General features: G+C 51.8%; 11 protein-coding genes. 4 read left to right on the top strand and 7 right to left on the bottom strand.

Features of this window, described 5'->3' with window-relative positions; translation table 11 throughout:
- Positions 1-91 precede the first annotated feature (91 nt).
- The 6 genes from ACW6QF_RS02765 to ACW6QF_RS02740 form a co-directional block, all read right to left on the bottom strand.
- Positions 92-757, bottom strand: a complete 666-nt coding sequence (locus ACW6QF_RS02765; RefSeq protein WP_298551564.1) for an ABC transporter ATP-binding protein — start codon at positions 755-757, stop codon at positions 92-94.
- 194 nt (positions 758-951) lie between these two features.
- Positions 952-2,223 carry an ABC transporter permease gene (locus ACW6QF_RS02760; protein WP_456086739.1) on the bottom strand — a complete coding sequence of 424 codons (1,272 nt, stop codon included), beginning with the start codon at positions 2,221-2,223 and terminating at the stop codon, positions 952-954.
- A 35-nt stretch (positions 2,224-2,258) separates the two neighbouring features.
- Positions 2,259-3,521, bottom strand: coding sequence for an ABC transporter permease (locus tag ACW6QF_RS02755; protein WP_456086738.1), 1,263 nt, complete (start codon positions 3,519-3,521; stop codon positions 2,259-2,261).
- Between the two features lie 15 nt (positions 3,522-3,536).
- Positions 3,537-4,805 (bottom strand): ABC transporter permease, encoded by a 1,269-nt coding sequence (locus ACW6QF_RS02750; RefSeq protein WP_456086737.1) that lies wholly within the window; start codon positions 4,803-4,805, stop codon positions 3,537-3,539.
- A gap of 15 nt (positions 4,806-4,820) precedes the next feature.
- Complete coding sequence (locus tag ACW6QF_RS02745; RefSeq protein WP_456086736.1) at positions 4,821-6,092, bottom strand: ABC transporter permease; 1,272 nt, start codon at positions 6,090-6,092, stop codon at positions 4,821-4,823.
- Positions 6,093-6,109: 17 nt separating this feature from the next.
- Positions 6,110-7,357: an efflux RND transporter periplasmic adaptor subunit gene (locus ACW6QF_RS02740; protein WP_456086735.1), complete on the bottom strand. Its 1,248-nt coding sequence runs from the start codon at positions 7,355-7,357 to the stop codon at positions 6,110-6,112.
- A 205-nt stretch (positions 7,358-7,562) separates the two neighbouring features.
- Here ACW6QF_RS02740 and ACW6QF_RS02735 point away from each other — a divergent pair, with 205 nt between their 5' ends.
- Positions 7,563-8,411 carry a PepSY-like domain-containing protein gene (locus ACW6QF_RS02735; protein ID WP_456086734.1) on the top strand — a complete coding sequence of 283 codons (849 nt, stop codon included), beginning with the start codon at positions 7,563-7,565 and terminating at the stop codon, positions 8,409-8,411.
- A 91-nt stretch (positions 8,412-8,502) separates the two neighbouring features.
- Here the strand turns inward: ACW6QF_RS02735 and galB are convergent, their stop codons facing one another.
- Entirely contained in the window at positions 8,503-11,007 is a 2,505-nt protein-coding gene (galB, locus tag ACW6QF_RS02730) for a beta-galactosidase GalB (protein WP_298551578.1), read from the bottom strand.
- An 86-nt stretch (positions 11,008-11,093) separates the two neighbouring features.
- Between galB and ACW6QF_RS02725 the strand changes: the two genes are divergently transcribed.
- The 3 genes from ACW6QF_RS02725 (at position 11,094) to ACW6QF_RS02715 (ending at position 14,740) form a co-directional block, all read left to right on the top strand.
- A complete protein-coding gene (locus ACW6QF_RS02725) occupies positions 11,094-12,413 on the top strand; it encodes an anaerobic C4-dicarboxylate transporter family protein (RefSeq protein ID WP_456086733.1) in 1,320 nt (439 codons plus the stop codon).
- Positions 12,414-12,457: 44 nt separating this feature from the next.
- Positions 12,458-12,889, top strand: coding sequence for a DUF6078 family protein (locus tag ACW6QF_RS02720; RefSeq protein WP_456086732.1), 432 nt, complete (start codon positions 12,458-12,460; stop codon positions 12,887-12,889).
- Between the two features lie 303 nt (positions 12,890-13,192).
- Positions 13,193-14,740, top strand: a complete 1,548-nt coding sequence (locus tag ACW6QF_RS02715; RefSeq protein WP_456086731.1) for an ATP-binding protein — start codon at positions 13,193-13,195, stop codon at positions 14,738-14,740.
- Positions 14,741-14,748 lie beyond the last annotated feature (8 nt).

Here is a 14,748-nt window from a genome sequence, read left to right as displayed (position 1 = left end):
CAACCGCATAGCTATGCGGCATGATAGACGCTTAGCTACATCGGGCCTGCAAGACGTCCATCTTCGGGCAGTGACGCAGAGCCTCGTCTTCCTACATCACCTGGCGGCCATCGAAGAAGCGTACCGTGCGGCTTGTCTGCTTGGCCTGGTCCTCGTTGTGGGTGACCATGACGATGGTGCGTCCGTCTTCCTTGTTCAGTTTGTGGAGCAGTTCCATGACTTCGGCGCCCATCTTGGAGTCCAAGTTACCGGTCGGTTCGTCGGCGAGGATGATGTCGGGACCCCCGACAATGGCACGGGCGATGGCGACACGCTGGCACTGGCCGCCGGAGAGCTGCGTCGGGAAGTGGCGCATACGGTGCGAGAGGCCGACCTTTTCGAGCACGGCGACGGCGGCTTCACGGCGTTCTTTGGCACTGACCTTACGGTAGAGAAGGGGCAGTTCGACATTATCGAGCACGTTCAGCGAATTGATCAGGTGGAAAGACTGGAAGACGAAACCTAACTTCCGGTTACGGAACTCGGCCAGTTGCTTGTCGTTCATATTGACCGTGTTGGTCCCTGCAATCTCGACAGTGCCGGAGGTCGGGGCATCCAAGAGGCCGATGATGTTCAGCAAGGTGGATTTGCCGCATCCGGAGGGGCCCATGATACTCAGGAATTCTCCCTTATTGACTGTCAGGTTCACGTTCTCCAGGGCAACCGTCTCGATCTCTTTCGTCCGGTAGATCTTCTCAAGATTTGTAAGTGTTATCATAATCGTTATTGTTTGTTGTGGGACAGACCTTGGGGCCGGCCCGTTGTTATTATTTCTTTTGTTTAATGATGATTTACCGATATGTCCTCTAAGGGGCAAATTGCGTGCCAAAGAGGTAAAGAACTATTAATCAACAACTACACAAAACAAGAGGTGTCCGATATTGAACACATTGTCCGGTTTTGCAAATCTTCTCATTCATAATGCAACGCCTCCGCCGGAGCCGTCCGGACGGCTTTGCGGACAGGGAACCAGATGCCGATGCAGATCATGGCAGCCATCATCAGGTAGGTAATACCGAAAGTCACGCCGAAGCGTACCAAGCTGAGCGGCTGGCGATAGGTATCGAGCTTGTCCATAAACACCATGTTGAAGGCGAAGAGGATGACGAGCGGCAATGTCAGTGCCAGCAGGCAAAGGCCCTCGGTGTACATATAACGTTTCAACGTGATCCGGTGGGCGCCCAAGGCCATGCGGAGGCCGATCTCGCCCTTGCGGTTCTGCATGCGGAGCCAGAAAGTACCGATGATGCCGAAAAAGACGTTCACCAGCATGAAAGCCATCAGGGACATCTTGTTGTTCGCCTCCCGGTCATAGTAATACATTTGGCGGTCGCGGAAAGAAGAGATCGGGGAAATGCCGTACACATACAGGTTGTTTACCGTCAGCCGCTCTTCCATCCCGTCCAGGAAACGATTCATCTCGTCCTGCGTATAAGGGTGTTTCATACGGACACAGAACTCGGCACTGCTGGCTCCGAAACTGCTGACGGTCGAGTTGTACAGTTCTCCTTCGAGGCATTGGAAGTAACAGGCTTCCGGACGTTCATAGTCATTCGAACGGATGGAAGCTGAAACGGCCGCGATCTCGGACGTAAAATCATTCCCGCCATGATAAACGCGCCGGCCCACGACGTTCGGAGCACCGTGATAGAAACCTTCCGCCATCTCCGGAGTGATGACGATCACATTGTGTTTCCCGGCCACCTTGTCGTACACCGGCTCTCCGTCTGCTGTCCGGATACGGAAAAGGCGGAAGTATTCGGGAGTGACGTTACGCAACTGGAACGTCTGCATATTATGGGCATACACGGTATCGCCATCCACCGGCTTGACTTCGCGCCAGGAGTTGCCGTTCGAATAGGGACAGGAATAGAAGGTGACGCAGACATCCTCGACTTCGGGGTTCTGGCGGATCTGGGTCATCAACTGCGTGAGGTCTTCCGGATCGGACGAATGGTACAGGGAATCGGCGACGTAGCCCGGAGCTTTCGCATCCAGTTTGCTTAACTTGAAACGCCAGACGTTCTCGATATCGAATCCCAACGGAGCATGGTATGTCCGGTTATCCACCCAGAACGCATCCGTCATCATCCAAAGCACACAGGCGACAATCAGCAACTCCGCAAATATCCAGCCGTTACTGCGACGCTGGTTCCACATTATTTTCAGGATATGTTTGATCATTGTATTCAGTTTATCTATCGTTAATATGTTATAGACTAATTTTCTTTCAATGCCTCCACAATCTGTTCCCTGGCGATGCGGATGGCGGGCAGGCCGGCGCTCAGCAAGTTCAGCAACAGGGTGAAGAAGAGGGCTGCGGCAAACAACACGGGTTTGAACAGCATCTCAAACGTGAGTACCGTCTCTTTGGACAGGAGGAATGATTTACAGAGTTGAAGCAGCACGACGGAGAGGATAATCCCGATGATCCCCCCTATCAACGTCGTGATCAGGTTCTCGCACAAGACTTGTGTCAGGAGGCGTCCTTTCGTTGCCCCGAACGCCTTGCGGACTCCCATCTCGGAACGGCGTTTCTGTACGGACGACTGCACGACACCCGTCAGGTTCAACGTCGGAATCAGCAGCAAGAAGAGCAGCAAGGGGACTTTGTCAACCAGATACTCCTTCCAACCGACCTGTATGCCTCCGTTCATATCGTTCGATCCCAACGCTATGTCCATCCGGGAAAACACGTAATTGATACCCAGCACAAATTCCCGCCCGGCTGCATTATAGCGCGACACCGCCTGACGGATCTCCGCCCGGATCGCATCGAAATCGCCGGGCGTACGTGCCAGAATCACCGCAGTGAAGTTCCCGCAAACGCCACCGCACGACTTCATATCCACATAATTGGTATTACTGGTATAGGGAACCCAGACATCGGAATAGGCCCCCCCGGCAGCCCGCGTCGGTTCCTTCACCACACCGGTGACCTGATAGGCCACATAGCCCATCAGGATCTCTTTCCCTACCGGTTCTTCCGAGCCGAAGAGCTTGCGTGCCAACCGATCCGTGATCACTGCACGGGGCAGGCCGGAACTGAAATCGGCCTCCGTAAAAGGTTTCCCGGAGAGGAAATGGAAATCGAACACCTTCCAAAAGCCGGGATCGGTGTAACGAACCGTAAATTCTTCGAACAACCGGCGGTTCGGCAACGAAACGATCGTACTGCCTCCGGCCATAGCCGTCACCGCTTCAGGGGTCTGAAGACCGTACAGGCATTCCTTCACCACACCGTCCGACATGGCGGTCGAGTTGCGGTTCTTGTCGTCACGCGAGTCCGCCCGTATCCCCAGGATATAAAGCATCCTGTCCCGGTTAGACTCCGGGCGGAAACCTACCAGTCTGATTTGAAACTGGAGAATCACCACCAGTATCATCGCAATCGAAAGCGCCGTTCCAAGAATCGAGATCACACTGGTAAGGCGATTCTCCTTCAACATCTGGATGGCTTGTTTGAAATACTGTTTGAACATATTAGCTACTATTTATTATTCGTAATGTAAAGCCTCTGCCGGGTCCATCTTCGCAATCCTGCGTGCCGGAAACCAGATACCGACCCAGATCATGGCGGCCAGCAACAGGAACGCACCGCCGAAAGCGACTAAGAAACGCCACCAGGTGTAAGCCATTTTTGCCGTGTCGGGCAGATCAAAATAAAGCGTATTGGCAATGAAGATGAGCACTAACGGAATGGTAAAAGCGAGCAGCGAAAGCCCTTCCACATCGAGATACCGCTTCAACGTGCCTCGCGAAGCTCCTAATGCCGACCGCAGTCCGATCTCTCCCCGACGATATTGCGTGCGGAGCCAGAAGGTGCCGACAATGCCGAAGAAGACATTCACCAGCATGAAACCGACTAAGGCGATTTTCTTCTTCAAGTTGTCCATCCGGCCTTTCAGGATCACAGGACGTTGCTCTTCCAACGGGATCACACAGGACACATATAAGTTGTTCACCTCCAACTGCTGACCCATCTTATCCAGGAAGGCCTCCATCTCTTCCGCCTTGAAGCCGTCTTTCATGCGGACCAAACAATCCACATTCTCCGCCTTTGCCCAAGAGATCATTTCAACCACTTCTTCGTCCGTACGCATCAATCGATATAAACAAGGAGTGCTCACACTGAACTCATTCTGCCGGATAGGAGAAGTAACGGCAGCAACCGTTATGGATTCCGTTTCCCAAGCTGACCATTTGACTCGCTGCCCTATGCCCGACTCTCCCTCGAAGAACTTATCCTCCAAATCGGCCGTTATCACCAAATCGCCGATATTATTCTCCACTATCGGACGCAACGGGCGGCCTTCGCGATCTTTGATACGCAACACGTCAAAATAGGAAAGCGTCGTACGGAAACACTGGAAATAATCGGCCTTCATGCTGGTATCGGCATCCGCCCTCACTAACATAGTCCAGCTATTGGACCAGGTGTACGGGCAAGAGGCGTTTGCGATGCATACCTCATCCACTTCCGGGGCCCGGCGGATATTTCCTGTCAAACGTACCAGATCTTCACCCGTAGATGTATTCAACAACGAATCAGGCTTATAACCCGGTATGCCTGCCGCCTTTTTCCCGATGTTCACCTTGTAGACGTTCGTGATGTCAAACCCAAGCGGACGCTGGTAAGTACACAAGCTGACCAACATCGAATCCATCATAACCCAAAGTACACCGAACACCAACAACAACTCCATGAATATCCAGCCATTACTGCTCCGCTGGTTCCAAATCATTGTCCATATATGCTTGATCATTTCTATATCCTCCTCTTATTCTTTAAACTCTTCACCGTCTTTCAGAGAGACCACGATCTTCTGGCGAGCTATCCGTGCTGCCGGTATGCCCGCTGAAAGCAGATTCAGCAACAGGCAAAACAGCAAGGCCGCCCCGAACGTTATCGGCTGGAAAAGCATATCGCCGCTTAACGCCGTATCCGCACTCTTCAATAAGAAATCCTTGCAAACCGGAAGGAACAACAGCGAAAGGATCAATCCCAACGCTCCTCCGATCAACGTCATCAACCCGTTCTCGTACAATACCTGACGGATCAATACTCCACAGGTCGCCCCAAAAGCTTTCCGGACCCCCATCTCCGCCCGCCGCTTCTGTACGGCAGACTGCGTCACCCCCAACAGGTTCAAGGCGGGGACAAACAGCAGGAAGAGCAGCAACGATCCGGTCTCCAGCAGATAGTCCTTTAACGACACATGCACCTGCCCCTCAGAACCGATCGCGACATCCAAACGAGTAATCGGATTCCCCATGAAATTGATCTTGCAGTCTTTCTTCATCCCGTTATAACGTTCGATCTGACGGTCCAGTTCCTGTCGGATGGCATCGAAATCCCCTTTCCGCTTCGCCAAAATGCAAACGGAAAAGGAGCCGGCCATATTCTCTTTCGTCGTATTGGCCAAGAGGATGCGGTCGGTCGTATAGGGCACCCAAACAGAGGCGAAAGCCGTGTCGGCGGCGCGGCTGACATCTTCCACCACGCCGCAAATCGTATAAACGGCCTGGTCGATAACCACGTCCTTCCCCACCACATCCGTGGAGCCATAGAGCTTCCGTGCCACGCTTTCCGAAACGACGGCCGCCGGAATGGCGGAATCGAAGTCGGCCTGCGTGAAAGGTTTCCCCGCCACGAACCGGAAAGAAAAGACCAGCCAGAAGCCGGGGTCGGTGTATTTGATCTCATATCCTTTATACATACGCTTTCCCGGAATGGAAAGCGGTTTCAAACTCAGAGCATAACCCGATACGGCTTCCGGAAGTTCCAACGAGTAGAAACACTCCTTGACCGCTTCGGCCGACATATTCCCTCTGTTCCAACCATTGGAAGACTGTACTTCCGTGCCGCTTTCCACATACATCATCCGGTCGCGGTCGTTCTCCGGATAATAGTTGGCGAACTGGATTTGGAACACCAGCACCACGATCATAATCATAGCAATCGATATCGCCGTACCCGCTATGGAGATAATGCTGACAAGACGATTCTCTTTCAGCATGTAGAAAGCCTGTTTCAAATATTGTTTTACCATACAGCAGATTATCTTACTTATTCTTCTAATTTCAGTTTGTTTTTATCCTTATAAGCGTTCATATCCGAGACAACGACCTCGTCGCCTTCCTGCAGGCCGCTGACCACTTCGACATATTCGAAGTTGCTGTCACCCAACTGCACCTTGCGCTTCAACAACCGGTCGCCGTTGACGACAAAGAGTTCGTATTCCCCTTTCCCTACATAATAGGAAGAGTTGGCGATGCGGAGCACGTCGTCTTTCACGGCATTCATGACATAGACATCCGTTTTTAAACCGGAGCGGAGACGTTTATGATTGTCTTCCTCCAACTGGACGGTGAAAGAGATCACGCCGTTCTTCGACAGCGGAGTCACATCGCTCACCGTGCCGTCCAGCTTGTCGCTGCCGATCTTGATAACCGCCTTGCTGCCTGCGGCAATACGGTCGCCATAGGTATCGGCAATCTCGCCCTCGATCTTGAAGTGTGACAGGTCTGAAACGATCGCCACCTTCGCCCCCTGGCCTATCTGCGAGCCGATCTCGTTGTTCACATAGGTCAGGATCGCTTTGCGGGGCGAACGGATCCGGGCATCTTCCAACGTGCGCCGGGTCTCGGCAAGGCTTTTGCGGAAGATATTCAGTTCCAACTCTTTTACTTTCAGATCCGCTTCGGCAAGAGCCTGTTCGTTCTTATATTTTTGCTCGTCTTCCTTCAGTTTGAGGACACTCACGTTATAATCGAGTTCCACCTGGCGGACTTTGTCGGTCGTACCGGCGCCCAAGCTGTCCAAATAGCGTTCGTTACGGAGTTCGACAGCCTTGCGATCCAGTTCCATACGGGAGACTTTCAGGTTCATTTCCATTTCCGAAAGTTTGTTGTGGTTCGTCACGCGCTGTTGTTCCAGTTGCAGGTTCTTCATCTGTTCTTCGTCCAACTGCTTGTTATATTCGGTCTCGGCGCTCTGCAAATCCAGTTTCAGGATAGGCGTGCCGACATCGACCGAATCGCCGCCCCGCTTATACACTTCCACGATGCGGGAGTTGATCGGCGAATTGATGATTTCCTCAAACGCGGGGATCACTTTGCCGGACGCGCTGACCGAAACTTCGATCACTCCCTTGTCGACCTTCGAAATGTTGAGGTCTTTCCGTTTCAGACTGGTCTGAAGCATGGAGATCACCACTACGATCAGGACGATAAGACCACCGGCGACAGCTCCTATCTTGATAAACTGTTTGCGTTGTTCTTTTCTCTGTACTTCTTTTGAAATCTCTCTGTCCATATTTAATGTTGTTTTAAATCTTCTTTTTCCGGCATTCCCGCCTTGACGGCTTTTACAAGGCAAACTCCGTGCCAAAAACATAAATCATTGATTACGTGAAGATATGATCCGGAATAAGTGTTCAATATCGGACAGTGTGTTCGGTTTTGAGAAAACTTTTCCATCCCGGCTGTTGTTTATTCGTAACAAATTAAAACGATAAATTATGAACACTAAAATTTCAGTCTTTACGATCTTCGCAAGTTTCGCCCTGCTCTTTGCCGGCTGTAGCAAAGACGACGAAAACATACCGGGCGGCATCGAACCTCCCAAAACCATCCTGGACGCTTTCAATGCCAAATATCCGGATGCCCGCGACACAGAATGGACAGTCAATGACGATTATTATGTAATTGACTTTGAAAACAACTCGCTCGATAACACCGCCTGGTTCGACCATCTCGGAGTATGGGCCATGATCAAGACGGACTTGCCGCTCAACGAGTTGCCTACGGCTATCTCGACCGATATCAAACAAGGCAAATATGCCGGTTGGAAGATCGAGGAAGCCGATACCATCGGCAGAGCCGGAATGGGAACCGTATATAAGGTAGAAGTAGAAAAGGCGGAACAGGAGACCGACCTGTATTACACTTTATACGGCGACCTGATCAAAGCGGTCGATAATGCCAAAGATGATGTCGATCAACCGATCATCGTCCCCGAAAAAGTGGCCGGTCTGATGGAGCTGACCTTCCAGGGAGCAGAGTTGCTGGATATAGAAAACACGACTTTCGGTGTACAGTTGGCGATCCTCGACGGGAAGACCCTGAAGATTGCCGAACTGACCCAGATATATACCTGGAAAAGTACGACCTGGAAAGTTTCGGAACAGGAAGTCCCGACAGTCATCATGGATGCCTTCAAGGCCTCCGAATACGGAAGCGACCAGGTGGAGTCCATTTACATGTTCATAGATGCCAACGGCGCCTTCCACAAATTCAATGTCATCCACAACGGGCAGGCTGTAACGGTCGAGTTCGATGTGTTTGGGAATATCGTTACCGACAAGTAAAAAACAGATAGGCATCGGATTCATAACGGATGCCTGTCCGTTTCCAATCCGATGCCTATTCGTTTTTACCGGGATAACCACTCAATCCGGCCTATTCGCTGATCAGTTCTATCTTCGCACTCTTCACACCCGGAGCGGATGCTTCAAGGACTATCACGCCCGGTGTTTCTTCCGTCTGTACGACTGCTGTCAGTTGTCCTTTGAAAAGGGACATCTGCGGAGCCTGGAAAGATTCGAGCGACGCAGGGTCGCCGTTGGCGGCCGCGCGGTAAGAGCCGGAGCCTCGGACGCTGAACTTCACCTTATGGGTGGCGTCAGGGCAGAGGTTGCCGTTCTTGTCGACAACACGGACATTGATAAAAGAGAGATCCTTGCCATCGGCTTTCAGACGGTCGCGGTCGGCGGCCAGTTCGATATGGTGAGGCTTGCCGGCAGTATGCACTTCCTCTTCGGCGACGGGGTTGCCCTCCTTGTCATAAGCGACCACCTTCAGCGTGCCCGGTTCATATTTCGTGTCCATCCACATCAGGCGGTAGCGCTTCTGTCGTTCGAAACTCTTTTGGGCGGCCTCGGTATAGCTGCTGTCCAGTTCGATGCTCAGGTCTTTCGTGCGTTTCCCCTGGCTCTTGCCGTTGATAAAGAGTTCGGCTGTAGGATAATTGGTATAGACGAAGACAGGCGTCACTTCGCCTTCACGTCCCGGCCAGGTCCAATGAGGCAGGATATGCAGGGTACGCTCTGCCTTGTTCCAATGGCTGCGGTACAAGAAATAGCGATCCTTCGGAATACCTGCCAGGTCGATGATGCCGAACAGGGAACTATGGCTTGGCCAATCCGTATAGTAGGGAGTCGGTTCACCGAGATAGTCGAATCCCGTCCACACGAACTCACCGATGCAATACGGCAAATCTTCGTGCTGGATGAAGTCGTCTTCCGGCAAATTGGACCAACCGCAGTGTTCCACGTCATAACCCGAACTCTGGTGATCGTCGTATTTCGCCATCGCCTTCCGTTCGACCGGGAACTTATAAACGCCGCGTGAACTGACCGTCGATGCCGTTTCGCTGCCTAAGACGATCCGCTGCGGCAACTTCTTATAGTTTATCTTGTATTTGAAAGGACGGTAGTTGAAACCGGGCACATCCATCACGGCCGCAAAGTTGTTGTTGACCACGGCATCGGGGGCATCCATTCCCTGGGTTACCGGGCGTGTCGGATCTTCGCGGTGGCAGATATCCTGCAACCATTTGGCAATCTTGCAATCGCCTTCGTTCCACTGGTTGGGCACTTCGTTACCGATGCACCACATGACGACGCTCGGATTGTTGCGGAAGTTATGAAGCAAGTTCACAAGGTCTTTCTCCGCCCATTCGTCGAAGAGCAGATTGTAACCGTTCTTGCATTTCGCCACGTTCCACTCGTCAAAGCTCTCCGCCATGATCATCATACCCATTTCGTCACAAGCCCTTACCAACTCAGGAGCAGGCATGTTGTGGGAAGTACGGATCGCGTTACACCCCATGTCTTTCAGGATGCGGATCTGGCGGCGGATGGCAGCGTCGTTGACGGCAGCCCCCAACGGGCCGAGATCGTGATGGTTGCAGACGCCCTTGAAGACGGTCCGCTTGCCGTTCAGGAAGAAGCCTTTGTCCGGTATGATCTCGATCGAGCGGATACCGAAAGGAGTCGTATAGACATCCTTCAGCTCGTCGCCTTCATACAGGCGGGTTTCTGCCGAATACAAAGCCGGCATTTCGGGCGACCATAAGGACGGATCCCGGATGATAAACTCCTGCTCCGCCTGGCCGTTGTCGTATTTCATCTGCGCAAGAGAAGTGCGGACAGCCGTCAGCTTCTGCTTGTTCGGGTTCCATACGCCGGTTTCCACGCTGTATTTGGCAGGATCGGCCCCTTCGGGAAGCACCACTTTGGTGCGCACGTTCACTTTGGCAAACTTTTCGTTGACCGAAGGAGTCGTGATATATGTCCCCCAAACCGGGATATAGGCGTCTTCGGTAACGATCAGGTGAACATTCCTGTAAAGGCCGGCTCCGGGATACCAGCGGGAAGATTCCGGCAGGTTTTCCAAACGGACGGCGAGGGTGTTCTTCTGCCCGGGCTTCAGATATTTCGTGATATCGAAGTGAAAGGAGTTGTAACCATACGGCCAATAGCCGACCTTCTGTCCGTTGATATAGACATTGGCATGGCTCATCGCCCCGTCGAACAGGATCGTCGCCCGCTTACCGGCCTGGAACTGCGGGACGTCGAACTCGGTGCGATACCAGCCCACACCGACAAACGGCAGCCCGCCGGTACGCCCGGCATGCTCCATCGCCTCCTTCTGGCCGTCCTGCGAGATGGCGACCTCCTGTTTATCGTTCTGGGAACTGAAAGGGCCGTAGATCGCCCAATCGTGCGGGACAGTCACGGACTGCCACTTGCTGTCGTCGAAAGCAGGTTTTATAAACTCGTTGTTGTCTTCGCGGGTGAACTTCCAGTTTTTCTCCAACAGGACTTCACTCCGCCCTTGTGCCGACAAGGCCGACACGCACCCAAACAAGCCTACCAAAGCTGCGAAATAGATTCTTTTCATTCGTATTAATTGTTTTTGTAGTACTTAGCGCAACAAAAATAATTAAATTTGCAACCTTTACAAACTAAATCTGCATTTTACAAGACATGTTGTTACAATTACTATTCGTTTTAATTGCAATCATTATCGGAGCCCGCCTCGGCGGTATCGGTTTAGGCGTATTAGGCGGACTGGGACTGGCGGTCCTCACTTTCGGATTCGGACTGGAGCCTACTTCGCCCCCCATCGACGTGATGCTGATGATCGTCGCCGTCATCGCCGCCGCCAGTTGCATGCAGGCAGCCGGCGGACTGGACCTGATGGTGAAATGGGCGGAAAAGTTGCTGCGCAAGAATCCCTCCAAGATCACGCTCCTCAGCCCGCTGGTTACTTATATCTTCACCTTCATTGCGGGAACGGGACATGTGGCTTATTCGGTCCTTCCCGTGATAGCGGAGGTTGCAACCGAAACGAAGATACGTCCCGAACGGCCGTTAGGGATTGCGGTGATCGCCTCCCAGCAGGCCATTACCGCCAGTCCGATCTCGGCGGCGACCGTAGCATTGCTCAGTATGCTGTCGGGGCAACATATATCGTTGATGGACATCCTGATGATCTCCGTCCCCTGCACGTTGACCGGTGTCCTGACGGGAGCGTTCTGCTCGCTGCACGTCGGAAAAGAGCTGGCGGAAGACCCCGAATACCTGCGCCGCATCGCAAACGGGGAGTTCACGGGCGATAAATATAGGGCGAAAGGAGTCGAGAACCATCGCGCCGCCCTCCTGTCGGTGATCATATTCATTGCGGCGACAATCGGCATCGTCCTCTTCGGCTCGATGGATTCGTTGCGCCCGGTGTTCGGCCTGGCAGACGGGGCGACCCGGCAGATGCAGATGGCGCATATCATCGAGATCCTGATGCTTTCGGCAGCCGCCCTTATCCTCCTCGTCACCCGGACGGACGGGATAAAGGCCGTACAAGGCTCCGTCTTCTCCGCCGGCATGCAGGCGGTCGTCGCGATCTTCGGCATCGCCTGGATGGGCGACACCTTCATCGGCGGGAACATGGCGGAGCTGAAAGGCTCGATCGAACATATCGTGACGGAAATGCCGTGGCTGTTCGGCCTGGCCCTGTTCGTGATGTCCATCCTCTTGTTCAGCCAGGCGGCGACCATCCGCGCGATGTTGCCGTTAGGAATCGCCCTCGGCATCTCTCCCTATATGCTGATCGCGCTGTTCCCCGCCGTAAACGGGTATTTCTTTATCCCGAACTATCCGACCATCGTAGCCGCCATCAATTTCGACCGGACCGGGACGACGCATATCGGCAAATATCTCCTCAACCATTCGTTCATGATGCCGGGCTTGGTTGCCACCGGAGTGTCGGTGGCGTTGGGGTTGCTGCTGATCCGGCTGTTTCATTTTTAGGCATACATTATATATTATAGATCATCTTAAATAGTAATTCTATCATGATTAAATTCGATTATTCCCAAGTCCCTTACAATTACGGGACATGCGCCGCAGACAATTGCCCCAAGTCCTCTACCTGCCTCCGCCATCTGGCATTGGAACATGCCCCGGAAAAACCGGCATTCCTGATGACTTTAAGTCCGGCTGCACTCAAAAGCATAAAGGGAGATTGCAGATATTACCGCCCGAACATAGAAATCCGCTATGCCAAGGGCTTCCTGAACCTGATCGGCTCGCTGAAAGTAAATGCCGCCCAGACATTCCGCTGCAGGCTTATCTCCCACTTCGGACGCAAGAATTATTATCTTGCCCGCAAAGGGGAATGGCTGATCCACCCTACAGAACAGCAATACATCATCAAGCAGGCAAAAGAACTTGGGCTTGAAACGAATGATTACTTCGACGGTTATATCGACGGTTACGACTGGTAAAAAGAGAGGCAAAACAAAGGCCTTTATCTAATTAAGCTACAACATATTACAGTTTCCTACGGTAGGGAACTACAGTTTCTCGCCCAGGAAACTGAAATTCCCCGGGCAGGGAACTGTAATTTCCTAAGCAGGAAACTGCCGTTTCCCACTAAGGGAACAGGAAAGGGTTGCCTATGGGATTTTCTATCGCATCCAATCAGAATGCCCGGAAGCCGCTGTTCTTTTTTAAAAAGCTTTTGGGGATAGAGGTTATTACACCATATTTTCCTAACTTTGTGTAGTAATCAATTTAATCGGAAGTATATGGCAAAGCTTTATCCCATCGGCATACAGAATTTCGAAAGTCTTCGACAAGACAACTATACCTACATCGATAAAACAGAGTTAATTTATCATTTGGTAAAAACCGGCCGTTACTACTTCCTGAGCCGCCCCCGACGGTTCGGGAAAAGCCTGCTGATTTCTACACTCGAAGCCTACTTTCAGGGAAAGAAAGAGTTGTTTGATGGACTCGCGATTGCAGAGAAGGAAAAGGAATGGACCGTGCGTCCGGTGCTTCATATAGATTTGAATATTTCCAAATACGAGCAGGAAAGCGATCTGGAAGATATGCTGAACCGCAGCCTGGTTGCCTGGGAAAAGCTGTACGGGGCTGATCCGGCTGAAAGAAGTCTGGCGCTGCGTTTTGCCGGTGTGATAGAGCGGGCTTACGAACAGACCGGCCAACGCGTTGCCATATTGATCGACGAATATGACAAACCATTGCTCCAGGCCATCACCAATCAGGAGTTACAGGAGAAATTCCGCAATACATTGAAGCCTTTCTATGGAGTGATGAAATCCAAAGACGGGTGCATCAAGTTCGCCCTGCTTACGGGGGTGACCAAGTTCGGGAAAGTCAGCGTGTTCAGCGATTTGAATAATCTGATGGATATATCGATGGACGACCGGTACATCGATATTTGCGGCATTACAGAGAAAGAAATCCATGTCAACTTCGAAGAGGAACTACATGAACTTGCAGACAATCTAAAGATTAATTATGAACAGGCCTGCAAAGAATTGAAAGCTCGTTACGACGGCTATCATTTTGTTGAAGACTCGGAAGGGATATACAATCCTTTCAGCTTGTTAAATACTTTTGCCAAAATGAAGTTCGGCAGCTACTGGTTCGAAACCGGAACGCCTTCCTATTTGGTGGCGTTATTGAAGAAAAGCCATTACAACCTATATGAAATGGCACACGAACAAACCAGCTCCGCCGTGTTGAACAGCATCGACGCCAACTCTTTAAGCCCCATCCCGGTCATTTACCAAAGCGGTTACCTGACAATAAAAGGATATGATAAGGAATTCGGCATCTACCGGTTAGGCTTCCCTAACAAAGAAGTGGAAGAGGGTTTCATCAATTACCTGCTGCCTTTCTACACATCCGTAAACGCTGTAGATTCGGCATTTGAGATACAACGTTTCGTCCAGGAAATCCGGGGTGGAGAGATCGACGCATTCTTCCGCCGCCTGCAATACTTCTTTGCCGATACGCCTTACGAATTGATCCGGGATCTGGAAGTGCATTATCAGAATGTGCTTTTCATCGTCTTCAAGCTGGCCGGTTTCTATGTGAAAGCAGAATATCACACATCGCAGGGACGCGTCGACCTGGTCTTGCAAACAGACCGCTACATATATATAATGGAATTCAAACTGGAAGGTTCCGCCGAGGAAGCATTACGCCAGATCGAAGAGAAGGGGTACGCGCTGCCGTTCGCCGGCGATTCGCGCCAACTGTATAAAATCGGCGTGAACTTCAGCTTTAAGACACGAAATATCGAAAGCTGGATCGTGAAATAAGTTAAACA

The organism is Parabacteroides sp., assembly GCF_977054455.1.
Note: the sequence above shows the minus strand (reverse complement) of the source record. Positions and strands in the feature narration are given on the sequence as shown.

Bases quoted from the DNA above. Each gene is read 5' to 3' on its own strand.
- ACW6QF_RS02735 (WP_456086734.1), top strand. From the start codon at position 7,563: ATGAACACTAAAATTTCAGTCTTTACGATCTTCGCAAGTTTCGCCCTG.
- ACW6QF_RS02760 (WP_456086739.1), bottom strand. From the start codon at position 2,223: ATGATCAAACATATCCTGAAAATAATGTGGAACCAGCGTCGCAGTAAC.
- ACW6QF_RS02755 (WP_456086738.1), bottom strand. From the start codon at position 3,521: ATGTTCAAACAGTATTTCAAACAAGCCATCCAGATGTTGAAGGAGAAT.
- ACW6QF_RS02715 (WP_456086731.1), top strand. From the start codon at position 13,193: ATGGCAAAGCTTTATCCCATCGGCATACAGAATTTCGAAAGTCTTCGA.
- ACW6QF_RS02725 (WP_456086733.1), top strand. From the start codon at position 11,094: ATGTTGTTACAATTACTATTCGTTTTAATTGCAATCATTATCGGAGCC.
- ACW6QF_RS02740 (WP_456086735.1), bottom strand. From the start codon at position 7,357: ATGGACAGAGAGATTTCAAAAGAAGTACAGAGAAAAGAACAACGCAAA.
- ACW6QF_RS02720 (WP_456086732.1), top strand. From the start codon at position 12,458: ATGATTAAATTCGATTATTCCCAAGTCCCTTACAATTACGGGACATGC.
- galB (WP_298551578.1), bottom strand. From the start codon at position 11,007: ATGAAAAGAATCTATTTCGCAGCTTTGGTAGGCTTGTTTGGGTGCGTG.
- ACW6QF_RS02750 (WP_456086737.1), bottom strand. From the start codon at position 4,805: ATGATCAAGCATATATGGACAATGATTTGGAACCAGCGGAGCAGTAAT.
- ACW6QF_RS02765 (WP_298551564.1), bottom strand. From the start codon at position 757: ATGATAACACTTACAAATCTTGAGAAGATCTACCGGACGAAAGAGATC.
- ACW6QF_RS02745 (WP_456086736.1), bottom strand. From the start codon at position 6,092: ATGGTAAAACAATATTTGAAACAGGCTTTCTACATGCTGAAAGAGAAT.